The 25,585-nt window shown below is 67.1% G+C and carries 23 protein-coding genes and 1 pseudogene; 5 read left to right on the top strand and 19 right to left on the bottom strand.

Annotation, left to right across the window (positions count from 1 at the left end):
- Window positions 1-128 precede the first annotated feature (128 nt).
- Both H0264_RS22260 and H0264_RS22255 read left to right on the top strand, forming a co-directional pair.
- Entirely contained in the window at window positions 129-716 is a 588-nt protein-coding gene (locus tag H0264_RS22260) for a TetR/AcrR family transcriptional regulator (RefSeq protein WP_181579323.1), read from the top strand.
- 108 nt (window positions 717-824) lie between these two features.
- Window positions 825-2,135, top strand: a complete 1,311-nt coding sequence (locus H0264_RS22255; RefSeq protein WP_181579322.1) for a YhgE/Pip domain-containing protein — start codon at window positions 825-827, stop codon at window positions 2,133-2,135.
- Between the two features lie 44 nt (window positions 2,136-2,179).
- On the opposite strand, the gene H0264_RS22250 is transcribed toward H0264_RS22255, so the two are convergent.
- The 9 genes from H0264_RS22250 to H0264_RS22210 form a co-directional block, all read right to left on the bottom strand.
- On the bottom strand, window positions 2,180-3,307 hold the full coding sequence (locus H0264_RS22250; RefSeq protein WP_231085648.1) for an NAD(P)/FAD-dependent oxidoreductase: 1,128 nt from the start codon (window positions 3,305-3,307) through the stop codon (window positions 2,180-2,182).
- Between the two features lie 14 nt (window positions 3,308-3,321).
- Window positions 3,322-3,519 carry a ferredoxin gene (locus H0264_RS22245; protein WP_181579321.1) on the bottom strand — a complete coding sequence of 66 codons (198 nt, stop codon included), beginning with the start codon at window positions 3,517-3,519 and terminating at the stop codon, window positions 3,322-3,324.
- Between the two features lie 14 nt (window positions 3,520-3,533).
- Complete coding sequence (locus H0264_RS22240) at window positions 3,534-4,718, bottom strand: cytochrome P450 (RefSeq protein ID WP_181579320.1); 1,185 nt, start codon at window positions 4,716-4,718, stop codon at window positions 3,534-3,536.
- Between the two features lie 157 nt (window positions 4,719-4,875).
- A complete protein-coding gene (locus H0264_RS22235; RefSeq protein WP_181579319.1) occupies window positions 4,876-5,952 on the bottom strand; it encodes an MCE family protein in 1,077 nt (358 codons plus the stop codon).
- Window positions 5,953-5,993: 41 nt separating this feature from the next.
- Window positions 5,994-7,550 (bottom strand): bifunctional 3-(3-hydroxy-phenyl)propionate/3-hydroxycinnamic acid hydroxylase MhpA, encoded by a 1,557-nt coding sequence (mhpA, locus tag H0264_RS22230; RefSeq protein WP_181579318.1) that lies wholly within the window; start codon window positions 7,548-7,550, stop codon window positions 5,994-5,996.
- Window positions 7,547-7,903, bottom strand: coding sequence for a DoxX family protein (locus H0264_RS22225; protein ID WP_181579317.1), 357 nt, complete (start codon window positions 7,901-7,903; stop codon window positions 7,547-7,549). The genes mhpA and H0264_RS22225 overlap by 4 nt, the downstream gene beginning before the upstream one ends.
- A complete protein-coding gene (locus tag H0264_RS22220) occupies window positions 7,900-9,813 on the bottom strand; it encodes an acyl-CoA synthetase (protein ID WP_244975913.1) in 1,914 nt (637 codons plus the stop codon). The genes H0264_RS22225 and H0264_RS22220 overlap by 4 nt, the downstream gene beginning before the upstream one ends.
- Entirely contained in the window at window positions 9,810-10,748 is a 939-nt protein-coding gene (locus H0264_RS22215) for a fumarylacetoacetate hydrolase family protein (protein WP_181579316.1), read from the bottom strand. Before H0264_RS22215 ends, H0264_RS22220 begins: the two co-directional genes overlap by 4 nt.
- Complete coding sequence (locus H0264_RS22210; protein ID WP_181579315.1) at window positions 10,745-11,878, bottom strand: VOC family protein; 1,134 nt, start codon at window positions 11,876-11,878, stop codon at window positions 10,745-10,747. The genes H0264_RS22215 and H0264_RS22210 overlap by 4 nt, the downstream gene beginning before the upstream one ends.
- Before the next feature lie 132 nt (window positions 11,879-12,010).
- Here H0264_RS22210 and H0264_RS22205 point away from each other — a divergent pair, with 132 nt between their 5' ends.
- Complete coding sequence (locus H0264_RS22205) at window positions 12,011-12,670, top strand: TetR/AcrR family transcriptional regulator (protein WP_220139813.1); 660 nt, start codon at window positions 12,011-12,013, stop codon at window positions 12,668-12,670.
- Between the two features lie 33 nt (window positions 12,671-12,703).
- Here H0264_RS22205 and H0264_RS22200 read toward each other — a convergent pair whose 3' ends face one another.
- Window positions 12,704-13,789 carry an S-(hydroxymethyl)mycothiol dehydrogenase gene (locus H0264_RS22200; RefSeq protein WP_181579313.1) on the bottom strand — a complete coding sequence of 362 codons (1,086 nt, stop codon included), beginning with the start codon at window positions 13,787-13,789 and terminating at the stop codon, window positions 12,704-12,706.
- A gap of 185 nt (window positions 13,790-13,974) precedes the next feature.
- Here H0264_RS22200 and H0264_RS22195 point away from each other — a divergent pair.
- A pseudogene (locus H0264_RS22195) lies at window positions 13,975-15,115 on the top strand (LuxR C-terminal-related transcriptional regulator).
- A 344-nt stretch (window positions 15,116-15,459) separates the two neighbouring features.
- Window positions 15,460-16,011: a YbhB/YbcL family Raf kinase inhibitor-like protein gene (locus H0264_RS22190; protein ID WP_420831983.1), complete on the top strand. Its 552-nt coding sequence runs from the start codon at window positions 15,460-15,462 to the stop codon at window positions 16,009-16,011.
- 733 nt (window positions 16,012-16,744) lie between these two features.
- On the opposite strand, the gene H0264_RS22185 is transcribed toward H0264_RS22190, so the two are convergent.
- The 9 genes from H0264_RS22185 to H0264_RS22140 form a co-directional block, all read right to left on the bottom strand.
- Window positions 16,745-17,482 carry a hypothetical protein gene (locus tag H0264_RS22185; RefSeq protein WP_181579312.1) on the bottom strand — a complete coding sequence of 246 codons (738 nt, stop codon included), beginning with the start codon at window positions 17,480-17,482 and terminating at the stop codon, window positions 16,745-16,747.
- Window positions 17,483-17,723: 241 nt separating this feature from the next.
- On the bottom strand, window positions 17,724-18,104 hold the full coding sequence (locus H0264_RS22180; RefSeq protein ID WP_181579311.1) for a DUF5313 family protein: 381 nt from the start codon (window positions 18,102-18,104) through the stop codon (window positions 17,724-17,726).
- Window positions 18,101-18,592 (bottom strand): sodium-independent anion transporter, encoded by a 492-nt coding sequence (locus H0264_RS38730; RefSeq protein WP_276514503.1) that lies wholly within the window; start codon window positions 18,590-18,592, stop codon window positions 18,101-18,103. The genes H0264_RS22180 and H0264_RS38730 overlap by 4 nt, the downstream gene beginning before the upstream one ends.
- 2 nt (window positions 18,593-18,594) lie before the next feature.
- Entirely contained in the window at window positions 18,595-20,454 is a 1,860-nt protein-coding gene (locus tag H0264_RS22165; RefSeq protein WP_181579310.1) for a phosphoenolpyruvate carboxykinase (GTP), read from the bottom strand.
- 98 nt (window positions 20,455-20,552) lie between these two features.
- A complete protein-coding gene (locus H0264_RS22160) occupies window positions 20,553-20,882 on the bottom strand; it encodes an ArsR/SmtB family transcription factor (protein ID WP_181579309.1) in 330 nt (109 codons plus the stop codon).
- Between the two features lie 104 nt (window positions 20,883-20,986).
- A complete protein-coding gene (locus H0264_RS22155) occupies window positions 20,987-22,462 on the bottom strand; it encodes a hydrogenase large subunit (RefSeq protein WP_181579308.1) in 1,476 nt (491 codons plus the stop codon).
- Complete coding sequence (locus tag H0264_RS22150; protein WP_181579307.1) at window positions 22,459-23,922, bottom strand: proton-conducting transporter transmembrane domain-containing protein; 1,464 nt, start codon at window positions 23,920-23,922, stop codon at window positions 22,459-22,461. The genes H0264_RS22155 and H0264_RS22150 overlap by 4 nt, the downstream gene beginning before the upstream one ends.
- Window positions 23,922-24,584: a hypothetical protein gene (locus H0264_RS22145; protein ID WP_181579306.1), complete on the bottom strand. Its 663-nt coding sequence runs from the start codon at window positions 24,582-24,584 to the stop codon at window positions 23,922-23,924. The genes H0264_RS22150 and H0264_RS22145 overlap by 1 nt, the downstream gene beginning before the upstream one ends.
- A 73-nt stretch (window positions 24,585-24,657) precedes the next feature.
- A complete protein-coding gene (locus H0264_RS22140; RefSeq protein ID WP_181585749.1) occupies window positions 24,658-25,575 on the bottom strand; it encodes a respiratory chain complex I subunit 1 family protein in 918 nt (305 codons plus the stop codon).
- Window positions 25,576-25,585 lie beyond the last annotated feature (10 nt).

Raw genomic sequence — 25,585 nt, 5'->3', positions numbered from 1 at the left:
TATCGGCAACAGTGTTACCTTTATTACAGATGGCTGTCAATACCGCCGCACACGGGCACCCGTAGCGGTCGAAGGCTGCGAGCATGACCGTTTCGGTCAGTAGCTGACCAAAACGGTAACCTCTGGTCATGAAGCCGACCGTGAGACCCACCAGCGAAGAGATCGATCACGCGTTGATCGACGTGGCGGCCTTCGTGTTTGCGCAGCACGGGTTCGCCCAGGGGACCGTGCAGGCGATCGCCGACGGCGCCGGCTACTCCAAGGCGGCCGTGCTGAAGCGCTTCGGCTCGAAGGAGCGGATCCAGGACGCCGTGGTGTCTCGCGCGGAGGAACATGCCGCACGAGTGGCAGCCGCGGGTGCGGGCCTCGCGGTCGGGGTCGAGCGGGACGCCGCCCTGCTCGGCGCACTGGTCGAACTGATCGAGGAGTGGCCAGGGACCGGCGCGCTCATCGTCGGCGCCTTCTGGCTGACGCGCGAACCCGAGATCATGCAGCGCCTCTCCGGGGCACAGCGCACTCTGATGGAAGCCTTCGATCCCGATGTCTGGACCGATGAGGGACGGCATGTGCGGGTGGTGTCCGCGATCGGCGCCGTGACCGTCACGATGATGGCGAACCGTGAGGCGAGGTGGACCGAGCGTACCGATGTGGTGATCGCGGCGGGCCTCGGCGCATTGGGCCACCGGGGCGACGGCGATGTCGGCACGGGTGATTGAGGCGCTCCACCACTTGTAATCGCAGGTGAGCGCAGTTGACTTCGCCCCAAGCGGTAACCATACTGGTCACCAAGTAACCAAAATGGTCACCGGAGGAATGTGCACACCATGCCGAACGAAATCAAGCTCGCAGGAAGCAGGCCGGGGCCGCGGTTGTGGCTGACCCCGGCAGTCATCGTGACCGTGGTTATGGCCGCCCTGGCAGCGTTGTATCTGGGAGGAACGGTCAACTCCTCCCAAGACCTGAACGACTTTCCCGTAGCGGTTGTCAACGCCGATACCGGAGCCACCGACCCATCGGGACAGCACCTCAACGTCGGCGAACAGATCTCCGACAACCTGCGCAAGGAGGTCGATGCGGACAAGTTCGACCTTCGCTTCGTCAGCCTTGCCGCAGCGAAGGAGGACATGGACAAGGGGAAGCTCTATGGTGCGATCGTTCTGCCCTCGGACCTGAGCCAGAAGCTGGTGGCACTCACGGAGAGCGCAGTGACCGGTGCGGCCGCACCACAACCCGCGGTCACCGTGTACACCAATCCCTTCGCGAACAGTTACGGCGCGTCCATCGTCGATTCCTTCGCGTCCGGGGTGCTGGCCGAGGCGAACCAAACCGTGGGCCAGCAGCTGCTCGCCACTGCGACACAGGCTGGGGACCAGGCGGCATCCGGCAGCCAGTCCGTCACGGGAACAGCACGCATCGTTCTGTCCGAACCGATGCTGGTGCATGTCACGCCGTTCAAGGAGGTTCCGGACGGGACCGGCGCCGGCCTCTCGGCCTTCTACTACGCGCTTCTGCTGGTGCTGGCCGGGTTCACGGGGTCCATGATTGCGACCAGTCTCGTCGACGCCCAGCTCGGTTTCACTCCGTCGGAGATCGGTCCGCTCTACCGCATGGAGCGGCGCTCGGGTCACAGCCGCCTGGCCACCCTGGCTGTGAAGTGGGGAATCATGACGGGTGTCGCGGTGCTCGTCAGCAGTGTCTATCTGGGGATCGCGGACTGGATCGGCATGCCGCTGGACCATCCATGGGAGCTGTGGCTGTTCAGCGTTCTGAGCATTACAGCCGTCGCGGTGGTCGCTCAGGCGATCCTGGCCCTGCTGGGCAATCTCGGCATGGTGGTCAACCTCTTCCTCTTCATCGTGCTGTCGATCCCCAGCTCCGGGGGTACGACACCGCCGGAGGCCATGCCCCCCTTCGTCCGCTTCCTCAGCTCGTTCGAGCCCATGCACCAGATCTATCTGGGTACGCGTTCGATCCTGTATTTCGGAGCCACCTGGGATTCGGGGCTGACACGTGGCGTAACGGCCGCCGTGATCGCGCTTATCGTCGGCGTCCTCGCCGGGACCCTGGGTACTCGCACCTACGACCTCAAGGGGCTGACAAGGAAGCACAGCGATCCTGTCGACACCGGGGAGTGACGGAGAAACTCCGCCGGGGATGTTCCGCACTCTCGTGGTTCGACCTAGGTCTGCGGTGAACAGCTCGGTGCGTCGGCCAGCGAGCGCAGACCGGCTATGGATTTGCGGATTCCGTAGGCGACGACCGTTGCCCCACCCGCACCATGGCGCCAGATGAGCAGCGCAGATCCGTCGGCGGGGTTTCCCTCGAGGCTGGTTGGAGCGCCGATCACCGGCAATGGCCCGACGACCTTGATGGCGATGCCGAGGATTTCGGTCCAGAAATAGTTGTCGCTCGCGGCTGCGGCCGCCGGTAGCCCCAGCGCCGAAGCGGCGGCGACCCTGGCTTGCGCAACGGCGTTGGACCAGAACGGGGCACGTTTGTTCGCCGCGCGCAGATAGGCGACGTCGCCAGCGGCATAGACGTCAGGGGCTGCGGTTGTGCACGCGTCGTCGATGCCGATGCCGTTGCGATCAGCCAAACCGGTGCCGGCCAGCCAAGAGGTGTTCGGGATTTCTCCGGCGCAGGTGACCACCAAGTCAGCTGTCAATACCTCGCCACCCGGAAGGGCCACACCGTTGACGGGATCACCGACGAGGGTGACGAATTCTGTTGTCCGCACTATTCGAACGCCGTGTTCTTCGGCGCGCGAACTGATTACGCCGCTCAGGTACGAACCGAGGACGGCTTGCAGGGGCGGGTCGACGTCGATCACCGTGACGGGAATGCCGCGCGTGACGCAGGCACTGGCGACTTCCATCCCGAGGAATCCCGCGCCGACAACGATCACCGAGGTGGCGGTGTCGAGCCGTGGGCGCAGGGTGCGCGCGTCATCGAGCGTCCGCAGCACCAGTTCGCCACGTTGCCCCGGGGCGGCGATGCGACGGGCTTCGGCACCGCTTGCGATGATCAGCGCATCGTAGGAAATGATGTCGCCATCAGCGGTTACGACGGTGCGCCGGTCGAAATCGGCGGCCACCGCAGCCGAACGCACGCTGGTGACGCCGAGATCATCGAGCGGGTAGCCGAGGGTGGCGTCGGCGCTCGAATCCTCGAGCACCGCCTTGGACAGCGGCGGCCGCGCATAGGAGCCGTGCGGGTCCGCCCCGATGAGGGTGATCGCTCCGCGGTGACCGAGCGCCCGCAATTCGCGGACCGCGGTGACACCGGCGATGGATTCACCGACGACCACGGTGTGGCGCTCGCTCACGACGATGCCCGCAGGGCTGCGACCGGGCAGGAAACGATGGCCGCGTGCGCGGCGGCGACCTGGTCGCCGGGCACTTCGCCGCCGTCGAAGTGATAGATCAGTTCGGCGTCGTCGTCGAGACTGAACACCGCCGGTGCTTGTTCGGCGCACAGCCCGTGTCCCTCACAGCGGTCGTAGTCGATGCTGATTTTCATCAGAGTGCCCTCCTTCAGGCGGGAAAAAGTTGCAGCGGCAAACGCGCGTAACGGTGGATGATGTTGTTCATCACCCATTCGGGCTCACCGGCCACCTCGATGCGGTCCACACGATCGACCAGCGCGCGCAGCATGGCTTGGGTCTCCAAGCGCGCCAGCCCTTGGCCCGCGCAACCATGGGTGCCGTGGCCGAATCCGAGTTGGCGGGTGGCGTCGCGGCGAATGTCGAAGGTGTCGGGCGACTCCCATTCGAGTGGGTCACGATTGGCCGAACCGTAGATGACCACCACCCGCGCACCCTCCTCGATCAGCGTTCCGGCGATCTCGACATCACGGACCGCTTTGCGCGAGAACGCACGGACCGGAGATTCGTATCGGACGACCTCGTTCACCGTGTTGGGGATCAGCGACGGGTCCGATTTCAGCAGCCGCCATTGCTCGGGATGGGCGGCCAGCAGATACAACGCACTCGCGATCGCGCTGATCGTGGTGTCCAGGGACGGCGCCAAGTAGTCGATCAGCATGGCTGGACACCCGGAGCGCGGGATCGTGCCCTCGTCACCGGCTCGCAATACGTCTTGACCCGCGCCGCCGGGCAGAATGGCGCGATCGCGGGCGAGCCGCCGGGCGAATCGCATCATCTCGATGCCCGAAGGCGCGGATCGCACCGATTGCTGGTTGATGGGTCCGAGCGCGTCGAAAGTTGCTCCCGCCCAACGTAAAAGGTTCTCGCGGCCTTCGTGTGGCCAGCCGATCAGATCGGGCACGATCGACATCGGGAGCGCGGTCGCCAGCTCGACACCGTCGATACGACCTTTCGCGGTTGCGGCTGCGACGACCGCGTCCGCCTGCTCGTCGACGGCTTCACGCATGGTGCGGAGCGCTCGCGGACTCAGATGTGGGGACAGCAGCCCGCGACGACGGGCGTGATCGTCGCCATCGCTGTTCAAAGTGGTTCCGCGCGAGAGCCGGTTGGTGATCGGGTTCAGGCCGACGCCGGCGCCGGAGATGAAGGTGGCGTCATCGAGCAGGACCTGCTTGCATTCGGCGTACCGCGGCAGTGCGTAGGCCTTCTGGCGGGCGAGCCACACCACCGGGCCGAGCGCCCGCAACCGTTCGTAGTGCGGATAGGTGTCACGAATCGCCTGCGGCGAATACATGTCCGGCTCGTAGGTGGGCACATCGGCGTGCTTACGCATCGGAACTCCTGGAGAGATCGGGGCCGCCGCCCGGGGCGGGAACCCACTTTCTGAATATATCGTCACTTACGAGGAAGTCCTCAGTCAATAGTTTCTGAACATTTCCTCACAACCTGCTGCCACCCTCGTCGCGTCGCACCGGTGGGCGGCAGCCGTCTCATGCGGTGAGACCCAGTAGCGCCGCCGTCAAGCCGAAGTCCGGGCCGAAGTCTTCGATTCGTCCCGTGCGGCATCCGTCCGCACGCATCTGAATCCGCTCGCAGAACAGGCTGACCATCTCCCCGGACAAAGACACACCCAGCAGGAGGTGGGTGCGGAGAAACCCATCGGACCGGTTCACCGAGCGGTCGAGATTCTGGAGCAGCAGCGGGGCGACGTCGACTATTTCGGTGATGCCCGCCGCGTTGGCGCGCAGCTGCGCCGTGACCGCCGCAAGCCCGGACAGGCTGCCCGCCAACTGATTCTGATAGGCCCCCAGAGCACCACTGGTGTTGGACAGCAGCCCGTTGAGCTGGTCCAGCGTGGCCTGTAAGCCGGGGCCTTGCTCGGCGAGCAGCGCGCTCATCTGGGTGACCTGGTCACTGAAGTCGCGCACCGATTGATCGTTGTCGGCCAGCATGGTGGTGAGTTCGTTGAGCTTGATGATGATCGAGGCGATGGCATCCTTGTTGGCCGTGCCGGTATTCAACGCACCTGCCAAGGCCGCGAGCGTGTCACGAAGCTTCTCACCTTGCCCGTTCAGGAGGGGATAGAGCACGCGGCCCGACAGCGGACCCGCCGCATCGCCCACCGCGGGTTTCAGCGCTGCCGCGAAGTCGTCGATGGTCTCGAGCAGCGTGTCCAACTCGACCGGAGTCCGGGTCGAGTCCACGGTGAGGTGCCCGTCATCGGGCAGCGTCTCCCCACCGACGTAGCGCGGCGTCAACTCGATATGCCGATCGGTAATGAGCGACGGCGAAATCAACACCGCCGTAACATCTTTGGGAATCTGCACACTACGGTCGACGCTCAGATGAACCTCGACGAAGGTGCCGCGTGGAATGACCTTGTCCACCGTCCCCACCTCGAGTCCGAGCACAGTGACCGGATTGCCCTCGAACACACCCGCGATGCTGCGGAAATCGGCGGTGATATGAGTCTTCGGCAACAGATTCGGCGGCGAAGCGCATCCGGCGGTCAGCACCGTCGCGACCGTGAAGCAGGCGCCAAGGCTCGCTCGAAAAACAAGGGGCATGGGATCTCCGAACGTGCAGCGCGTCGCGCAGGCTTTCGATGTCAGGTGCCGTCAGGCAATGCCGGATCGGCACGTGCCGACCGCGCACTCGGCGTGAACCTCGATACCGATGCGCACAGCGCCGACGGATTTCGTCCGCAGCTCTGCACGCTGCCGTCCGGTCGAACCAGGACTGCGGTCGGGCCCGCGCGCCGCAACCAGCGGTAGAGCTCCGTGTGCGGGCCGGGGCGCAGCACGACGCCGCCGCGTTGTTCCACGATCATCCGGTCCCCCGGCGACGGATCGGCAAGGGTGACAACGGCGTAGCGACCCGCGATGAGGTCGTCGACCCGCCGCTTGTCAGGTAGGAGGCCATTGGGGACCAGCCGCCCGGACAGGCTTCGGCGAAGCGGCGGCGCGAGGACGAGCGCTGAGCGATGAAGCGGCGGGGACTCGCCACTGGCGACCATCCGGGTGAGGCCGGGTATCCGCTGTAGCCTCGGCGCGATGAGGCGGCGCAGCCGGTTGCCGATTTCACCGCCCTCGGTCATCGTCATTCCGGTGAGCTTGGCGAGCCGGATCATGGCGCGCGCGTGGGGCTTTCGTTCGGCTTCGTAGGTATCGAGCAGATTGTCGGGCAGGTGGCCGTGCAGCACCCCGGCGAGCTTCCAGCTGAGATTCGCCGCATCCCGCATGCCCGCGCCCATGCCTTGTCCGATGAAAGGGGGCGTCAGGTGAGCGGCATCGCCGAGCAGGAACACCCGTCCGCGGCGCCATCGATCGGCCAGCTGCGCGCGGAATGTGTACTCCGCGACCCGCACCAATTCGACACTCTCGCAGTCGGTTCCGTCGAGCCATGGCGACAGCAGCGGCCAGAGCATGGAAAGGTCTCGGTAGTCCGCCACCGTTTCGGTGGGATGCAAGCGGAATTCCCACCGGTAGCGGGTCCGACCGATGCGCATATAGGTCGCCGCCCTTCTGGGGTCGCAGACCTGGTGCACACCGTCCCAGTGCCCGGGCTCGATCGTCGTGGCGATGTCGACGACGAGCCAGCGCTGCTCGAATCGCAGATCCCGCATGCGCGCGCCGATGGCGGTGCGCACCAGGCTGTTCGCGCCGTCGCAGCCCAGAACATAGTCCGCCCGAACCGATTCCACGGCACCGGTGGACCGATCGGTGAATTCCACTCGGACACAGTCGAGTTCGTCGGTCACGGCGACGACTTCGGTGTTTCCGCGCAGTGTGACGGCCGGATAGAGGTCCAGGTTGGCGCGCAGGAGCGCTTCCAGCTCCGGTTGATCGAACAGATTCGCCTCGGGGAATCCGTTGCGCCCTCCGGACAGGTCGCGATCGAACTGCGCGAGTACCCGGCGATTCGGGTCGACCAGGCGCAGCCCTGACGCGGGCCGCGAGATCGCGTCGAATTCCGCACCGATGCCGAGACGGTCGATGAGTCGCCGGATCTCACCGTCGAGGTGGACGGCCCTCGGCTGCGGGTAGACGCCTTCCCACCGATCCAGGACCAGCGATCGAACGCCGTACTGCGCCAGCAGCGTGGCCGTGGTGAGCCCTGCCGGGCCCGCACCGACGATCACGACCGGAACAGTCGGCGCGCTCACCAGGACGCACCCACCAGCGTGGCGACATACACCGCCGAAACCACCGCGGAAACCGCAGCGGGCGCGATTTCCTTTGGGCCATCATGGTTTCGGAGGTGGGAGGCGATCGCACCGGCCATCAACAGCACCAGCCCGCCCCCGGCCGCCACGCCGATCACCGGGTAGGCGAGCCCCAGCAGCACGCCGCCGGCCGCGGCGACCTCGAGCGCACCGATCCCGCGATAAGCGGCTGTCGAATACCCGAGTTGTTCGGCACGCTTGCGCATCGAAGCGAGCGCCAGCAGCTTGCCCGCCCCGAAGGACGCGAATTCCGCCGCGAGCAGGCCCGCGAGCACCATCGACGCGACTTTCATTGCTGTACCTCGAGTTTCCAGTCGATTGCGTAGCGGCCGAGCGTCGCCTCGACCGTGGTCCGGTCGCTATCGGGAGCGACCGTGATGGTGGCGACGATCGTCCCGTCGTCGACCACGGCGCTGATGCCGGCGACGCCGGGCATCGTGGCGAGCGCGTCGAGCAGCTCACGGCGGGTCGCGTCGGCGCGCAGCCCCAGCTTGTAGGGTTTGCCGACGTCGGTGACAGGCAACGAGTCGAGGATCGTGACCGTTTTGGGCGCGGCCGCGCGTTCGTGTACGCGCTCGGCGGCCCACGCCGCCAATTCCTCCTCGGTGACATCGGTTCCGGTGGTGACGACGTAGGCGACCGGCACCTCACCGGCGTGCGCGTCCGGTCTGCCGACCGCTGCGGCCGCGCTGACCTGTGGGTGGCTCAGCAACGCGTCCTCGATGGTCGCCGGATCGATATTGTGCCCGCCCCGGATGATGAGATCCTTTGCGCGACCGTGCAAATGAATGAAGCCCTCCGCGTCGAGGTGAGCCAGATCTCCGGTGCTGAGCCAGCCGTCGACCACGGTGCCCAGTCCGTCCAGATGGTGGCCGTGTTCGTCATGGCCGGTCACGTACCCGGCGAAGACCGTGGGCCCGTTGACCACCAGCACGCCGGTCTCCCCCACGGGCAGCCGCTGCCACGGGCCGTCCTCGGCGGTGCGGACAACCGCGACTTGCTGATAGGGCATGCGCTGCCCGACCGCGCCGGGTCGTGGCACTTCGGGGAAGCTGCGCGCGGTCGCGCAGGTGGCTTCGGTGAGGCCGTACCCCTCCACCAGCGTCACTCCGGTATGGCGCTGGAAGTTCTCGCGCACCGCGGGTGGCAGAGGCGAGGCTCCGACCATCGCATAGCGCAGACTCGAGATGTCGGCATCGACACGACATTGCGCCAGCACCGCGTACACCGTCGGCACCGCGCTCATCGCGGCAATCCGATAGTGCGCCACGATATTCCAGAACTGCGGATACAACGCGAAGTCCCGGTAGCCCAGCGGACCGGCCCACACCACCGGCTGGCCGCGGAAAAGCGGTGCGAGCAGGGTGACGACCAAAGCGTTGACGTGGAACAGCGGCAGCGCGGCGAAGATCGCCGACTCCTCGTCGAGCAGGGAGTTGGCCGCGATCATCCATGCGTTGGCGACCTCACCGGAGTGACGGTGCGCCGCCAGCTTCGGCACGCCGGTCGTCCCGCCGGTGTGGAACAGCGCCGCCAGATCCGTGGCCGCCGGCGGCTCGCCGCGGAACCCGGTCGAATCCCTTTGGGCGGCAAGGGTGTCGAGGTATCCGATCAGCAGATCCCCGATCGTGGGCAAGAGCGGAGCGGGACCTGGGGCGGCTGTCGGGCGCAGGACCAGCAAGGCATCCAGGAGCCCCTCGGTGGCCAATTCGCTTGCCGTGGTCCAGATATCGGGTGCCAGTTCCGGGCCGGCGCAGATCAGGACTCGGGCTCCCGAACGGCGCAGCAGCTCGGCGATATGGTGCGGTGACAGACCGCCGTTGATCGGCGCGGCGATGCCCGCCAGCTGCGCGGCGAGGGTGGCGGGGATCAATTGCGCACAGTTGGGCGCGATGAGCGCGACCGCGTCGGTGCGGCGCACGCCCAACTCGTGCAGCAGATCGGCATATCGGTGGACGTCGTCCAGCAGTTCGGAGTAGGTGCGCCGCAACGGCTCTCGCCAATGCTCGGCGTCCGGCAGCACGGTCACCGCGGTCCGTCCGGGCCACCGTGCCGCCGCGCGGGTCAGCAGGTCGTAGGTGGTTTCGGGTAGCCCGCGTGCCGCCAACGGGACGGCTTCGATGGCCGTGAGGTCTTGCGGACCGGCATAGCGGGGCCAGAGCAGTTCCTCGGTCGAGGTCGCGATCATCGATCGGTCGGTCATCGGGCGTACCTCACGATGGTGTGCTGACGGCCCAGGTCGATGGCGCCGTCGTCGGTTCCGATCGCCGCCTCGACCACGTCGCCGTCCTTCAGATACTTCGGATTCTTGGCCTGGCCCTGGAAGAACAGCTTCCACTTGACCTTCGGCGGCAGCAGCGAGCCGATGATTTCCGCCACCTTCGGTGGCGCGCTGATGGCGGTGCCGACGGGTGTGCCGGTCAGCAGCAGGTCCCCGGCATCCATCCGCTGAAAACGAGTCAGCTCCCGCAGGGTCTGCACCGGCCGATAGATCATGTCCGCGACCGTCATGTCCTGCCGCAGTTGACCGTTGACCCACAGTCGCAGCCGCAGGTCCTCGAACCGCTTCAGTTCATCGGCGTCCAGCAGCACCAGCTCCGGTCCGACCGGAGTGAAGGTGGGGTACGACTTCCCCTCGTAGAACTGGGTTTTCGGCAATTGCACGTCGCGCGCCGAAATATCGTTCGTCACCACCAAACCCGCGACGAAGTCGGCCAGATTCTCCGCCGTGACCTGCGAGCCCACCGGCATGTCGCGGCCGAAGACGAGGCCGATCTCCACTTCGTAATCGAGCAGCCGCACATGTGCGGGGCGCACGATGTCGTCGCAGGGTCCGCTGATCGATCCGGATGCCTTGCGGAAGAAGGTCAACGGAACCGTCTCGGGGTCCATACCCGAGTCCTTCACGTGGGAGGCGAAATTCGTCATCTGCGCCACGACACGGCATGGTGCCGTCACCGGGGAGATCAGCGAAAGGCTTTCCACCGGAACAATTTCCGAGCTGGCGGCTGCTGCGACGATGGCCGCGCGGTCGGCCAGCAACTCCCGGGTGGTCGGCGCGACCGTGTCGATGCGAGCCGCGCCCGCTGGTGTTCGCACCCACCAGGCGTCGGCGGTGCGGAGGACGGATGTGCTCATGAGTTGGCCACTTTCCACAGGCCGCGCAGGCGGCGGAGATCGAATTCGTTGTCCTCGCGCAGCGCGTCGAGGGTCGAGCGCAGTTCGCGCAACGCGTCGAGACCGGGCTGGACGCCGAGGAAGTCCTTGGTCGCGGGCGGACCCCACTGCGCCAGACCGGACGCGCTCATCGGTGTCCAGCCCGGCTCGAGGGTGCAGTCGAACATGTCGCCGTCGCTGAAGTGCTCGACCAGGAACCCGTCGGGATCGCGCCAGTAGTCGAAGATCTGACTGCCCTGAATGTGCCGCCCTATCCCCCACGATCGGCGATAGCCCTGCTCACGCAGGTATTCACCACCGGCCGCGAGCGCGTCGATGTCGGCGACCTGATATGCCGAGTGCACATAGCGGTTCGACGGCCCAAGGGTCAGCGCCAGTGTGTGGTGATCCGCGGGCACCGAACCGCGGTCGCAGCGGATGAAGCTCATGACCGGACCGCGGTCCCGCTGGCCCGGGTAATAGAGGAAGTCGCTGACGATCAGACCCAGGTTCTCCAGATACCAATCGAGAGTCTCCCGATACCTCGTCGTCTGGACCACCACGTGACCGAGTCGCTGCACGCGCGCCGGTACCCGGGGTGGCCGCTGGGTGGCGTTGACGCGCGACACCTCGTGCCCGGCATTGAGCAGGTGCGGCCGCTGGGTGGGCAGGGCCTCCAGTTCGTGGGTGTCGGCGACGACCCGTACGCGCAGGCGGCTCGGGTCCGCGAGATCAACGGTCAACCCGCCCAACGACTCCGGCAGTGCCACGGCTCGCGTGCCGGTCGCTTCCGCGAGACGCAGCAGGTCGGCGGAATCGGCGGCGTGGAAGGCCGGACCGACGAAACGCGAACGCGCGCCACGACGGATGAGTACGCAGGGCGAGCCCGGGTCGGTTCCGCGGAGTTGTACCTCGCCGGCCGTCCGCCTCGCGGTCGCGAAGCCGAAGGCGTGGGCGAAGGTTTCCGCCGCGTCCAGATCGGGCTTCTCGAACTCCAGCCAGGCCAGATCGAGCACCTTGATCACGGGATTGCGCGCCCGTCCGGGGTGCTCGCCCGCCAGCGCGCCGTGTTCGCTGTGCAATCCGGTGTGCGCATCGTGATGGCCGTTCATCGACCACCCCCTTCTCTATGGTGACGATATCGTCACTTACGAGAGAGGCGTCAGTCAATAGATTTTGACGATTCCGTCAAAATTGAGCCGAAATGTATGATGACGAGCAAGTACGCCAGGAGAGGTGCATCGATGACCGCAGGCAACGGTTCGGAACCCAACCGCCTCGAACGCCGCAAGGCGCGGACCCGTGCCGCACTGGTCGGCGCGGCGCAGTCCCTGCTGGCCGAGGGCAAGCTCAACGTGCCGATCCTCGAGATCACCCAGGCCGCCGACGTCGGAATGGGCTCGTTCTACAACCACTTCCAGAGCCGCGAGGAACTGTTCCACACCGCCGTCGAGGAGGCGCTCGACCACCACGGCGCACTCCTGGACCTGTTGTGCGACGGCGTGGAAGATCCGGCCCAGGTCTTCGCGCAGAGCTTTCGCCTCACCGGCCGCCTGCACCGCAGGCATCCCACCCTCAGCAAGGTCATTCTCAATGACGGGTTCAACCTCGCGAGCTCGGACAGGGGTCTCGCACCCCGCGCACGGCGTGACATCGAGGCCGCGGCCGGCGCCGGGCGTTTCGACGTTCGAGACCCGGAGCTGGCCATGACCGTCGTCGCCGGCGCCGCCATCTGCCTCGGGCAGCTGCTCCACGCTCATCCGGAACGTGACGATGCCGAGGCTGCCGATCAGGTAGCCGAGGATCTCCTGCGCATGTTCGGCCTCCCGCCCGAGGAAGCTCGTGAGATCTGTCGGCGCCCCCTACCCGCACTCGACGAACCCCTCGACAACTCGGCCGCCTAGACCTGACCTCGAGGCCCCGTCCGTTCTCGCCGCTCACAGCACGACGACCGAACGCAGCACCTCACCGGCGTGCATCGTGAGGAATGCCTGCTCGACCGCGCCGAGCTCGATCCGCTCGGTGACGAACTCGGCCAGCGGCAGCCGACCCTGCCGGTAGAGCTCGACCAGCATCGGGAAGTCGCGCTCCGGCAAGCAATCTCCGTACCAGGAGGACTTCAGCGCGCCGCCATGGGAGAAGAAGTCCAGCATGGGCATCTCCAGCCTCAGCTCGGGCGTCGGAACACCGACGAGCACCACCGTCCCGGCCAGATCGCGGGCGTAGAAAGCCTGCTTCCAGGTCTCGGGACGGCCGACCGCGTCGATGACGACGTCGGCTCCGAATCCGCCGGTGATCTCCTGAATCGCCTGTACCACATCGGTTTCGGAGACATCGACGGTATGCGTCGCACCGAGATCCTCGGCCCACGCCAGCTTTCGGCGGTCGCGATCCACTGCGATGATCTTGGTGGCGCCGGCCAAGCGGGCGCCCACGATGGCGGCGTCGCCGACTCCGCCGCATCCGATGACAGCGACAGCATCACCCCGGCCGACCTCACCGGTATTCATCGCCGCTCCCAGACCGGCCATGACGCCGCAACCCAGCAATCCCACCACGGCCGGATCAGCGGCCGGATCCACCTTGGTGCACTGACCGGAGTGCACCAGAGTCTTCTCGGCGAACGCACCGATGCCCAGCGCCGGAGTGAGCTCGGTCCCGTCGATCAGGGTCATCTTCTGCTCGGCGTTGAACGTGCTGAAGCAGTATTGCGGGCGTCCGCGTTTGCAGGCGCGGCACCGGCCGCACACCGCCCGCCAGTTCAGCACCACGAAATCGCCGGGGGCGACGGAAGTGACTCCCGGACCGACACTTTCGACGGTGCCCGCCGCCTCGTGACCGAGCAGGAACGGGAACTCGTCGTTGATGCCGCCCTCGCGGTAGGTCAGGTCGGTATGGCACACCCCGCAGGCGGCGACGGCGACCACCACCTCACCGGGCCCGGGATCAGGGATGACGATCTGCGTGATCTCAACGGGTGCGCCCTTGGATCTGGCGATAACGCCTTGCACATGCTGTGGCATCAGTGTCGGTTCCCTCTGCATCGGATCGGTGAATCATGCGTTCGGACGCATGCCGACCGACACTAACCACGCCGACCACGGCGTTCGCCTACCCGATCGGATAGTAGAACCACCCGGACGAATGAGCGCGAAAAGCAGAGCGCCCGCTGGCTTTCCGCCACTGATCGCGCAGTACAGTCGGGCAGATGCTCGACCCGCAACTTGCGCCCCCGGACAGCTCGGCGAGCGAGCTGAGGGCGCTCCGCAAGGTAATCGACGGCCCGCTGCCCGACATCGCTCGGCGATTCTCCCGCCTTGTCGCCGACCGCTGGCCGCACACCGCGCTGATCATCTTCACCCGGGAGTGCACGGGCCGGCCGCGCAAGGTCGCCGGCCCACCGGAAGTCGTGGATCGGGTCACCATCACCGAACTCGACGAGATCAAACGAAGCCTCGAACCTGGCGGGTGGGCCGAGCGGACGGCCGCGATCGCTGGAATTCCGACGGTTGTGCAGACGGTGCGCGATCCCGGTGGGACATTGCTCGTCCTGCTTCCGCGGGCGTCCGACGGCACCTTCCCTGGTGCGGCCGATTTGGCTGCCGCCTTCGGAATCGTCGCGACCTCGATCCGCCAGCAGGTCGTGCAGGCCGGCCCCGACTATCTCGCGGAATCGCGGGCAGCGTCGATCGAACGGGCGAGAACGACCGCCGAACTGACCGCGACACATCAGGCAGGGCTGCAGGCGATCCTCGCACCGCTCAGATCGAGCACCCTCGACGACGCACGCGCCCGTTCGGCGGCGTCCGACGCCGCGGCGGAAGCGCTGCTAGCGCTGCGCGCCACCCAGGACGCCGAGCGCGAACTGGCCGAGGAATCCGCCTCGTCGGCGTTCGCACGCAGCCGCCGCGAGCTGCGCTCAGCACTACGCCACTGCCACACCCGCATCGAATTCGTGACCCCGGAGAAGGACGGACGTCCACTTCCGAGTGAGATCGCGCAGGCCGCGATCGCCATGACCCGTACTGCCGCACTGGCTTTCGCGGCGCAGCCCACGCTGACTCGCCTGCGCGTCGCATGGACTCGCAGCGACACATCATTGCGTATCGAACTACGCGACCAGGAGTCCCGAGCAGCCCGGTCGCGATCGACTGGCACGCCTCAACTCGCGGGAACGAGAAGTGCTCGCCCGCTTGGTCGAAGGAAAACGCAACAGGGTGATCGCCGCCGACCTCGGCGTCAGCGAGAACACCATCAAATTTCACGTGACCCGGGTCCTGAAAAAGCTCGAGGTGGAAACCCGAGGCGAAGCCGCAGCTCTCGCCCACCGCGGACTGGAGAGCTCGTGACGACTCCTTTGTTACTGATGATCCCTGACAATCGCCCGGCCGGAGCGCCTGCCGCACGCCTGGGATCGGACGCACTTGCCACACGTACTATCGCGATCATCAACGCGCTCCTCCGTGTTCCACGCTAGCCGTGTAATCTATTGTCGCGATAGAGGTTTCGCTGACGACGCGGCGATTGCCTTGGACATCGGTGTGAATCGACGCCGTGCTGTGGCTGGTCATGGCCATCCAGACGGGTCGATGCTCCGAGCACGCTCGGAGGATCTGCCGTCCTATCCCCGTGGACGGCTGCTTGGCAGCAATGAGTCGAGTTCGGCACAGCCACCCGTTGGAGCACTGCTGATATGAGCGAGGACGACACGATGCCCGACCATTCCTATGATCCGTACGGACCGCTCCCGAAGTTGCCCGCCTTCCGGCTGACCTCCGCCGATATCATCGACGGACAGTCGCTGGGGCTCGATCAGGTCAGCGGGATTTTCGGTGCGGGCGGCAAGGACATCTCCCCGCAGTTGTCTTGGTCCGATTTTCCGGCCGAGACCAAGAGCTTCGCAGTCACCTGCTACGACCCGGATGCGCCGACGGCATCGGGATTCTGGCATTGGGCGGTGTTCGATATCCCGGTCACGGTCACCTCGCTGGCCACGGGCGCGGGCAGCGAAGGCGGCTCTCTGCCGGTTGGTGCGATTGCGCTGGTCAACGATGGCCTCATTACCGGCTATGTCGGTGCGGCACCACCTCCGGGGCATGGCAACCATCGGTACTACTTCACCGTTCACGCAGTCGATGTCGAGAGCCTCGTGCTGCCCGCACACGCGACACCGGGTGTCCTGGGCTTCAACCTGTTCGGCCACGCCCTGGCACGCACACACATCATCGCAACCTTCGGCCGGTAGTCGCCGCGCCGGGGCTGGGACCGGTCCGGCGAGCTCGTCGCGCTGCACGGCGGATACGAGCACCGGAGACCTTGGGCCGCTACCGAATTCGATCCTGCGGCGGTGGTGCCGCGAACATCGGATGACACTCGCCCCTCCCGCGATGCCGGCAGCAGCGGCGCCAGCCGATCGAAGACCAGAACCGTTCGACGCCGTCACCGAAGACCACCAACTGAGAATCCGGATACGACTGGACGAGTAGCTCGACGACACGAGCGCCGATCCCCTGGCGACGATGGGGAACGGCCACCTCGAGGAACTGGACTTCGAGAGTGGCCTCGGTCCACAGTGCTGGACCAGCGCAGCGGCAGAGCGTGGTGTCGTCGCCGAGAGCGACTCGCGCCACCTCGGTTGCGCCGAGGCGGAACGAGAGAAACTCGAACGAGTCACCTTCGAAGCGAGGCTCGTACCACCATGTCCGCTCGAAATCCCCGTTGGGTTCGAAGGGATGCCAAACGTAGCGACCGTCCCCGGCCTTTCGGCGTTTCACCTCCGCGACCAAAGGCGAGGCCGCACGCCCCGATGCCGGTGTCACCGCGCCCATCCCACACAGGCGCGGTGACACAGGTAAGACGGTGCGACCGATACGGGTGCCGGCTTCCTCATATGCGAATCGGGTTCGTCGGTCCAGGCGGGTGATGCCACATGACGACCGTGATTACGTCACGGTCGTCGATGTACCAGCGCCGCACAATCACGGCCGGGATTGCGGTCGTCCTGCGGCAGGTGCGCCCAAGACCCGGCTCACCTGCCGCGCCACCACGGGGACCAGCCGATGATCGCGACCATCGGGTAGCGCCCGATCGACGGGCGTGATGAGTGCGAGCGCCCGTGCGGCCGCGGCGAGGGCGTGGATCGTGACGGAGGATGCGCCGTGGCCGCAGAGTGCGCTGAGCAGTCCGGGCAGTGCGAGCGCGGCGAATCCGAACGGGTCGGCGGGGACCGCGACGGTCCGGGTGGGGACTGCCCACATCGAGTCCCGGCCGGTGAGGTCGACCATGATGTCGTGGACGACCATCAGCTTGCGAATAGCGGGCCCCAGCAGCATTTCGCTGTGGATGGCGGTGACGTGGGCGGCCCCGCACTCGTACAGCACCGATTCCAGCAGCGGCGCCCGATCCGCGCCGATCACCGCCAACCGGCCTTGCCGGGGCGGAATTCGCTTCGCGCGCAGTGCTGTTACCGCTGCGGCGGCCACTGCGGCGGTGAGCGCGTCGGTTTCGGAGACCACTGGGCGCGCACCGGTCGCGGCCGTGATCGACTGCACGGCAGCGGATTCCGTGGCGTTGAGTCCCATCAGGAAGACGGCGACGGTCTGTGGGGGTAGTTTCTTGATTCGCGCCGCCACCGAGGACGGGCGACATGTCGTGTAGGGGGTGGTCGTGGCGGGCAGGACTGTACGGTCGGTCAGCAGCGCCGCGTAGTCTTCCATCGCGGTCCAACACGAGCGGTTTGTTCGATTGCCCCGGCCGCCCCACACCGCCACCACTGCGGTTCCGAAGCGTCTCGGGTCCGGGTTGCGACGCTGAGCCGCGTCGTTCCCGTGACCGGAGTCGAGGTGGGTGGTCACTGTAGAGGCCCTCACTCTCAGAGGTGTGAGCGGACGTGGGATTTCTATCTCAGAAAGCCAGCAGTCATATGCAATGGCAACGGAATCCGTTCCCGCTGCGGCTTCAGGCCCGACCGTGCCGCCGCTCGTAGGCTTCCCGTACGGCTGCGCTGTTTTCGCGTTCACGCGCATCGGCGAGCGCCGGATCCAGGCCGTGTTTGACGAGGCGGGCGCGGCGGAACACGTACATCAGGGCCGCGGTGAAGTAAATCAGCGGCAGATACAGCAGCGCCATCATGGCCAGTCCCATCCACAGCGGTCCGGGGATGAGCAGGAATAGACACAGCGGCGGAATGATCGGGATCAGAATCCGCAGCATGTAGCGGCGGACCGCGCCGGGGCCGGTGAGGTCGTTGATCACCCACGCCGACATCTGCGGTGGCAGCACGCCGCCGCAAATGTAGCGGATGCGTTGTGCGAGTGTCGGTGTCGTGCGTTCGGTCATCGGCTGATCGCTTTCACGGGGTCGGGGAGGCAGGCGCGAGCATGGGCGATGGCCTCGGGTGTATGGGCGAAGATGCTGCCTTCGCCCCCGACCGGCAGGGCTCCGATCGCAGCGAGGCGACGACGATGGTCGGCGCGCAGACCGGACATGAGCACGGCGATGCCACGATGTTCGAGCTTGCCGATGGCGTCCTCGAGAACCAGCGCGCCGGTGGTGTCGAGGGCGGTGATGTGAGACATGCGCAGAATGACCACGTGCACATCGGACACTTCGGCGAGTTCGAGCAGAAACCGGAAACGGGAGCCGCCGAACACCGCGGCCACGATCGCCGTCGCGATACCGGCGGCCGCGCCGAGACCGGAGCTGATGCCGAAGCCCAGCGCCAGCGGCAGCGCCACCAGCGCGACGATCAACCCGGACAGCAGGTCCGCACCCGGGGATCGCAGCGCGGGCCGCCAGTCCGACCAGGCCGGTAACAGCGCCCGCACGATCAGCGGGCTCCGTCGGCGTTGCTGCCCGAACGCGCCTGGGCGAGCCGGGTTTTCAGGGCAGCGAGCTGCTCGCGGAGCTGCTCGGGCAGCCGGTTGCCGCCGATGGTGGCGTACCAGTCGTCAATGGAAGCGATCTCGGTAGCCCATTCGTCGAGGTCTACTTCGAGCGCGGCGACGGCCAATGCGCGTTCGGCCTCGCCGAGCCCGTCCAGATCCAGCGATTCGGGCGTCGGCACCCAGCCGACGGGGGTGGGTGCGGCGGGCGCGGTGCCGTCGAGGCGCTCGAGAGCCCACTTCAGCACGCGGACGTTGTCACCGAAGCCGGGCCACAGGAACTTCCCGTCGGCGCTGCGGCGGAACCAGTTGACCTGGAAGATCTTCGGCAGCTGTGCGCCCTCGCGTTCGGCCAGGGATAGCCAGTGGGCGAAGTAGTCGCCGACGTGGTAGCCCAGGAACGGCAGCATCGCCATCGGGTCGCGGCGGACCACGCCGACCTTGCCCGCGGCCGCGGCGGTGGTCTCCGAGGACAGCACCGAGGCGGTGAACACCCCGTGCGCCCAATCGAAGGTCTCGGTGACCAGTGGGATCGTGGAGGCACGGCGTCCGCCGAAGAAGATCGCCGAGATCGGCACGCCCGCCGGATCGTTCCACTCCGGCGCGACCGACGGGCACTGCTCGATCGGGGTGCAGTAGCGGGAATTCGGGTGCGCGGCAGGGGTTCCCGATGCCGGAGTCCAGTCGTTGCCGTGCCAATCGATCAGATGAGCGGGCGCCTCGTCGCTCGAGCCCTCCCACCAGATGTCGCCGTCGTCGGTGCGGGCGACATTGGTGAAGATGGAGTTGCCGCGCTCGATGGTGGCGATGGCGTTCGGATTGGTCTTCGCGCCGGTTCCCGGTGCCACACCGAAGAATCCGGCTTCCGGGTTGACCGCGTAGAGCCGGCCGTCGGCGCCGAAGCGCATCCACGCGATGTCGTCGCCGACGGTCTCGGCCTTCCAGCCCGGGAGTGCGGGTTCGAGCATGGCCAGGTTGGTCTTGCCGCACGAGGAGGGGAACGCCGCCGCGATGTAGTGCGTCTTCCCCTCAGGCGAGGTCAGTTTCAGGATGAGCATGTGTTCGGCCAGCCAGCCCTCGTCGCGCCCGATCACCGAGGCGATGCGCAGCGCGAAGCACTTCTTGCCCAGCAGCGCGTTGCCGCCGTAGCCGGACCCGTAGCTCCAGATCGTGCGCGATTCCGGGAAGTGCGCGATGTATTTCGTCCTGTCGCACGGCCACGCCACATCGGCGTGTCCATCGGACAGGGGCATCCCCACCGAGTGCAGGCATTTCACGAACTCCGTTCCCTCGCCGAGCTTTTCCCACACCGGCGTACCGGAGCGAGTCATGATCTGCATCGACACCGCGACGTATTCCGAATCGGTCACCTGTACACCGAATTTCGGGTCCTCGGCGTCGAGAGGTCCCATGCAGAAAGCGATCACGTACATGGTGCGCCCGGCCATGGACCCGCGGTAGTGCTCGGTCATGACCGTGCGCATATCGACCGGATCGACCCAGTTGTTGGTCGGCCCGGCGTCTTCTTTGCGCTCGGAGCAGATGAAGGTCCGGTCCTCGACGCGCGCGACGTCATCGGGATCGGAGACACACCAGAAGGAGTTCGGCTTCTGTGCCAGCGGCACGAACGTGCCCTTGTCCACGAGGATGCCGGTCAGCCGGTCCCACTCCGCGCGGGAGCCGTCGCAGAACACGATCTGTTCCGGTGCGGTGAGCTCGGCGACCTCGGCCACCCAGGCGAGGATGCCCTCGTGCTGGGTCAGGGCCGCAACGGTCCCGCTGGCAGTGGTGGACTGGTTGGTCACGGCGGTTCTCCTTCACGAAACAGCTAGGTTATGAGTTTAGAAATACTGCAATCAGTGATCACGCACACACCCACCCCGGAGGGTGTGTGCACGCTCGGTTACGCGGGCTGTTCCAGGGCTTCGACCTGGCCCGCAACGACGCCGGTGAGGATGGTTCGCGCCGTGGCGAGCAGCTCGGCGACTTCGGAAGAGGTGAGTTCGTAGGTCACCGAGAGTCCTTCGCGGCGGCCGGTGACCAAGCCCGCTCGGCGCAGGATCGACAATTGCTGTGAGAGATTGGCCGGCTCGACCCCGATCTCGGTCAGCATCTCCGACACAGCGCGCTCGCGCTCACTGAGTAGTTCCAACACTCGGATGCGCACCGGGTGACCCAAGGTTTTGAAGAAGTCGGCCTTCATCTGATAGAGCGGCTGCTGCAGTCCTGGCATGCCTGCCACTCCTCTCGCCGATCGCGGCGTCTCTCCCGATCACCACCCGTTGATTGCAGAGTTTAGCAAACAGCGCAATCACCCTGCACCGCTGCGGGTGGTGATCACAGGTCGTTGCCCGCGTAGGAGAGGTTGAAACTCTTGTTGACCAGCGGGAAATCGGGGACGATCGTCTCGGTCATGGCGACCGGCAGGGCGGGCCAGTTGAACCACGACGGGTCGACGATCTTGGCGCGGGTCAATCGGCCGAGGTGGTCGGCCTCGACGCGATGCACGATGGTGCCGCGCCAGCCTTCCACGATCCCCACCCCGCAGCCCGCGCGAATCTCCCGCGGCTCGGCCGTGAATCGCAGGGGGCCATGGTGGTTCGTCACGAGGTCGGCGATCAGCGTTGCGGCGGCGGCGAATTCGTCGCGGCGTACGGTGTAGCGGGCCAGCACGTCACCGCTCGCGGCAGCGATCTCGGTGACCGGCAGGTCGATGGTGGGATGGTCCAGACGCGCGTCGGTGACCAGACCACTGGCACGGGCCGGACCGCCGAGGCAGCCGAGCGCACGCGCATCGTCGGCGCTCAGGACGCCGGTCCCGGCGAAGCGGTCGTAGATCACCGCATTGCGCAGGGTCAGCTCCGCGACCTCGGCGAGGTCCGCGGCGAGGGCCGTCAATCGTGCCGGGTCGGGCAGCGCACGCACCACGACGCCGCCGGGCCGGATCGCGCCGCGCAGCAGCCGATGCCCGGTGACGGCGGCATTCATGCGCAGCAGGTCTTCCCGGATCCGCTGGGCGTGGGCATTGGCCAACCCGAATCCGACGTCGTTGGCGAGCGCGCCGAGATCGGCGGCGTGGTTGTAGAGCCGCTCGAGCTCGACGAGCATGGCGCGCAAGCGGTGTACCTCGCCCGGCACGATCAGCCCGCACGCGTCCTCGACCGCCAGACTGTGGGCCAGCGCGTGCGCCACGGACGTGTCGCCGCTGATCCGCTCGGCCAACTCCACGGCACCGGTGACCGGGCGGCCCTGGAAGAGCCGCTCGATGCCTCGATGCACGTACCACAGCCGTGCCTTGAGCTGGACGACGGTCTCCCCGACGACCGAGAACCGGAAATGCCCGGGCTCGATGAGGCCCGCGTGCACCGGGCCGACCGGGATCTCGTAGACCCCGTCCCCGGCGACGGTGAGGAATCGCAACTCCCCCGCTCCCTGGAAATCGGGGATCGCGCCCGCGCCGGCGCGCATCGGATGCCAGTCCGAGGGCCAGTGCGCATGCCGCACCAACGGCCGCGGCCGGGGGTGGCCGAGGAGGCGAATTCCGAACAGATCCATCATTTCCCGCTCGAACCGCCCGGCGGGAAAGGACATGTACGCCATCGACGGCAGCACCGGATCACGCACCGGCAGCAGGCATTCGAGCTCCACCCTGCGGTCGGGTCGTCCGGCCAGGAACAGATACACCACCCGCAGCATCGGGTCCTCGTCGTGTGCGGCGACCAGGGCGAGCCGGTATCCGTCGCCGAGGAGTTCTTCCGCGGTGTCGGTGAGGTCGTCGGTCGTGACCAGGCTGCGACGCCGGACAGCGGTCATCGTGGGCTCATTTGCTCGGCGGCCGTGGTGAACAGGTCGGTGAACGGTCCGGCGGTGATGCCCAATGCGATCGAAACCGTCACTCCCGCAACCAAAGCCACCGTGATCGTGACCGGCACGACAATGGCGGGGGCGTCGGGGGCGGCGCCGAGCAGGATGCGCCCGGCATTGCGGACCAGCGCGGCGAAGGCGACGGCGATCAACAGCAGCGCGAGAATCAGCGCCCACGCCAGGCGCGCGTCGGCCAGCGATCGTGCGATGGCCACTTCGCTGGCGAACATCGCGAACGGCGGCAATCCCAGCAGCACGACGGTGCCCGCGCCGAAGGCGACGCCGATCACTCGGGACCGGGAGGCGACGCCCCTGATCGCGGCGAGGGCGGTGGATCGGTGCGCGGCCTGCAGCGGACCGGTGGACAAGAACAGGACGGTCTTGCCGATGCCGTGGGCGAGCACGTGCAGCAGCAGTGCCGCGATCGCGAGGCGGGTCCCCGCTGCGGCGGCGACCGCGATCAAACCCATGTTCTCCATGGAGGAATAGGCCAGCATCCGTTTGAGGTCGCGGGTGACGGTCAGCATGGCCGCGGCGATCAGCAGCGTCGCCAGGCCGACGATCAGCAGCCCGGTCCGCAGATATCCGGCGCCGGTCGCGGCGTCGACGATCGGCTTGATCCGCAGCACCACCGACACCGCGACCGCCAGCAGCACCCCGCTCATCAATGCCGACACCGGTGCAGGCGCCTGGCTGTGCGCGTCGGCCAGCCACGTGTGGAACGGGACCAGTCCGGCCTTGGCGCCGTAGCCGATCAACAGCAATCCCCCGGCCAAGCGCGTGACATTCGGATCGAGACCGTGTGCGTGCGCGAGCAGCACATCCAGGTCTAACGCCTGTTCGGCGGATGCTCCGGCGTGGCGGGCGGCGAAGTACAGCAGCACGGTGCCCAGAAATGCGACGGCGATGCCCACCGAGCAGATGATGACGTACTTCCAGGTGGCCTCCAGGGCGGTCCGGGTGCCGCGGTGCCCGACCAGGAACGCGGTGACCACCGTGGTGGCTTCGATCCCGACCCAGACCACGCCGATATTGTTGGCGCACACCGCGAGCACCATCGCGGCGAGGAACGCGGGCACCAACGTGGCGTAGGTGCGAGCGCCGCGCGCGTCGATGTGGCCGTGCGCGAGTTCGGCATCGAGATAGCCGATGCCCGCGCAGGTGGCGAGGGTGCCGACGACACCGATCACGACGAGCATGCTCACCGACAGGGCGTCCACCCGCAGCAACCCACCGGCCAGCACGTGGACGCGATCGTGCAGACCGACGCCCAGCGCCGCCGCGCATCCGAGGATGGCGATCGCGGTCGCGGTGGTGAATATCGCTGTGCCACGCCGCCATCCGGCGACCGCGCCGGTCACCGCCGCGCCGAGCGGCGCGAGTATCGCGGTAAGGATCAGGGCTGTCATCAGTCGTGCAGCTCCTGCAACTGGTCGAGGTCGGCGCCGCCGAAGGCACGGCGCAGGCGGCCGGTGAGGATGCCGATGATCGCGATCGCGAAGAACACGTCCAGGGAGGCGCCCAGCTCGACGATCACCGGCACACCGGCGGTGAGCAGGAACGCGGTAGCGGCGATCCCGTTGTCCAGCATGAGGAATCCGGCCGCCTGCGAGAGTGCGTGGCGGCGGGTGGCCATGACGAACAACGCGATCAGGATCACCGCGAACGCGGCCGGGACAGCGGCGGTTTCGGGCGTCGGCTCCAGATTCACCAGAGGGCGGGTGACCCCGAACGCCGCGATCGTCAACCCGGCCGCGATCAACAGCGACGAGGCGGTGTTCACCAGCGGCGTCGCTTCGCGATACTCCCAGCGTTCGGCACCGATCGCTCGGGCCAGCAACCAGGGCAGCGCGCCCGCGCGCAGCACGAGCACGGCCGCACCGACCCCCAGCAGCAGACCGTCGCCATGATGAGCGCCCTGCACGAGCGGGATCACCGCCAACGCGGCGCCTTGCACCGCGAGCAGCCCCGCGATCGCCCGCAGATCGCGTCGCCACACCACGAACACCGCCGCGAGTACCAGTGCGCCCGCGGCGAAGTCGAGCACACCCGCATATCCGGCCTCGGTCATGGCCGCCCCCGACCGGCGGACGCCTCCGCGGCAAGCGACGAGCGACAGCTCAGGGGTGTCGGGTCAGAGTGAGTCATGAACCGCCTCGGGAAGTGAAGAAGCTCGCGGCGGTCACCGCCAGCAGCGCCAGCAGAAACGAGCCCGCCAGCAGTTCGGGCACCCGGAACAAGCGCAGCTTGGCCAGGAACACCTCCCCGAACGCCAGCAGCGTCGCCAGCACGAACACCTTCGCCGCGATCGCGCCCACGCCGATCACCACCTCGGCCGCGCTCGGCGCGCTGCCCGCGATTCCCCACGGCACGAACAGGTTCACCAACAACGCCAGCAGCACGGTCAGCCGCATGGCCGAGGCCCATTCGATCAACGCCAGCCGGGGCCCGGCGTATTCGAGCACCATGGCCTCGTGCACCATCGTCAGTTCCAGGTGGGTGGCCGGGTTGTCCACCGGGAGCCGTCCCGTCTCGGCGATGATCACGATCACCAGTGCCGCCGCGGCCAGTACCGCGCTCAGCGACAGCACCTGCCCCGGATGATCGAGGGTATTGCTCACCAACGCACCGAGATTCGATGAACCGCCGGGAATCGACAGCGCGAACACCGACAACAGAATGGTCGGCTCGACCAGCGCCGCGATGACCGTCTCCCGGCTGGCCCCCATACCGCCGAACGCGGTACCGGTGTCGATCCCGCCCAGCGCCAGCGCCACGGTGCCGACCAACAACAGGCCGACCACCGTGAACAGATCGGCCGCCGCGTCCAGCGGCGAGCCGGTCGCGACGAGCGGAGCGACGGCGGCGATCACCAGCGTCGTCGCCGCCAACACCAGTGGCGCGGCCACGAAGACGAGCGTGGTGGCGACCGGGGTGATCGACTGCTTGCGCAACTGCTTGCGCAGGTCCCGCCACGGCTGTCCGATCCCGGCCCCCGCGCGGCCCTCCGCACGTGCTCGGACCTGCCGCATCACACCCACCACCAACGGCGCACCGGCCATCACACCACTG

Origin of the sequence: Nocardia huaxiensis (assembly GCF_013744875.1) — a bacterium.
Classification (GTDB): Bacteria; Actinomycetota; Actinomycetes; order Mycobacteriales; family Mycobacteriaceae; genus Nocardia; species Nocardia huaxiensis.
The sequence above is the reverse complement of the archived record's forward strand: the minus strand, read 5'-3'. Positions and strand labels throughout refer to the sequence as shown.

Coding starts and splice junctions, on each gene's coding strand:
- H0264_RS22235 (WP_181579319.1), bottom strand. CDS start 5,952: ATGCCCCTTGTTTTTCGAGCGAGCCTTGGCGCCTGCTTCACGGTCGCG.
- H0264_RS22210 (WP_181579315.1), bottom strand. CDS start 11,878: ATGAACGGCCATCACGATGCGCACACCGGATTGCACAGCGAACACGGC.
- H0264_RS22245 (WP_181579321.1), bottom strand. CDS start 3,519: ATGAAAATCAGCATCGACTACGACCGCTGTGAGGGACACGGGCTGTGC.
- H0264_RS22220 (WP_244975913.1), bottom strand. CDS start 9,813: ATGACCGACCGATCGATGATCGCGACCTCGACCGAGGAACTGCTCTGG.
- H0264_RS22200 (WP_181579313.1), bottom strand. CDS start 13,789: ATGCCACAGCATGTGCAAGGCGTTATCGCCAGATCCAAGGGCGCACCC.
- H0264_RS22140 (WP_181585749.1), bottom strand. CDS start 25,575: ATGGCCGGTGCGCCGTTGGTGGTGGGTGTGATGCGGCAGGTCCGAGCA.
- H0264_RS22205 (WP_220139813.1), top strand. CDS start 12,011: ATGACCGCAGGCAACGGTTCGGAACCCAACCGCCTCGAACGCCGCAAG.
- H0264_RS22155 (WP_181579308.1), bottom strand. CDS start 22,462: ATGACCGCTGTCCGGCGTCGCAGCCTGGTCACGACCGACGACCTCACC.
- H0264_RS22180 (WP_181579311.1), bottom strand. CDS start 18,104: ATGACCGAACGCACGACACCGACACTCGCACAACGCATCCGCTACATT.
- H0264_RS22260 (WP_181579323.1), top strand. CDS start 129: ATGAAGCCGACCGTGAGACCCACCAGCGAAGAGATCGATCACGCGTTG.
- H0264_RS22240 (WP_181579320.1), bottom strand. CDS start 4,718: ATGCGTAAGCACGCCGATGTGCCCACCTACGAGCCGGACATGTATTCG.
- H0264_RS22145 (WP_181579306.1), bottom strand. CDS start 24,584: ATGACCGAGGCCGGATATGCGGGTGTGCTCGACTTCGCCGCGGGCGCA.
- H0264_RS22255 (WP_181579322.1), top strand. CDS start 825: ATGCCGAACGAAATCAAGCTCGCAGGAAGCAGGCCGGGGCCGCGGTTG.
- H0264_RS22185 (WP_181579312.1), bottom strand. CDS start 17,482: ATGGAAGACTACGCGGCGCTGCTGACCGACCGTACAGTCCTGCCCGCC.
- H0264_RS22190 (WP_420831983.1), top strand. CDS start 15,460: ATGAGCGAGGACGACACGATGCCCGACCATTCCTATGATCCGTACGGA.
- H0264_RS22150 (WP_181579307.1), bottom strand. CDS start 23,922: ATGACAGCCCTGATCCTTACCGCGATACTCGCGCCGCTCGGCGCGGCG.
- H0264_RS22215 (WP_181579316.1), bottom strand. CDS start 10,748: ATGAGCACATCCGTCCTCCGCACCGCCGACGCCTGGTGGGTGCGAACA.
- H0264_RS22225 (WP_181579317.1), bottom strand. CDS start 7,903: ATGAAAGTCGCGTCGATGGTGCTCGCGGGCCTGCTCGCGGCGGAATTC.
- H0264_RS22160 (WP_181579309.1), bottom strand. CDS start 20,882: ATGCCAGGACTGCAGCAGCCGCTCTATCAGATGAAGGCCGACTTCTTC.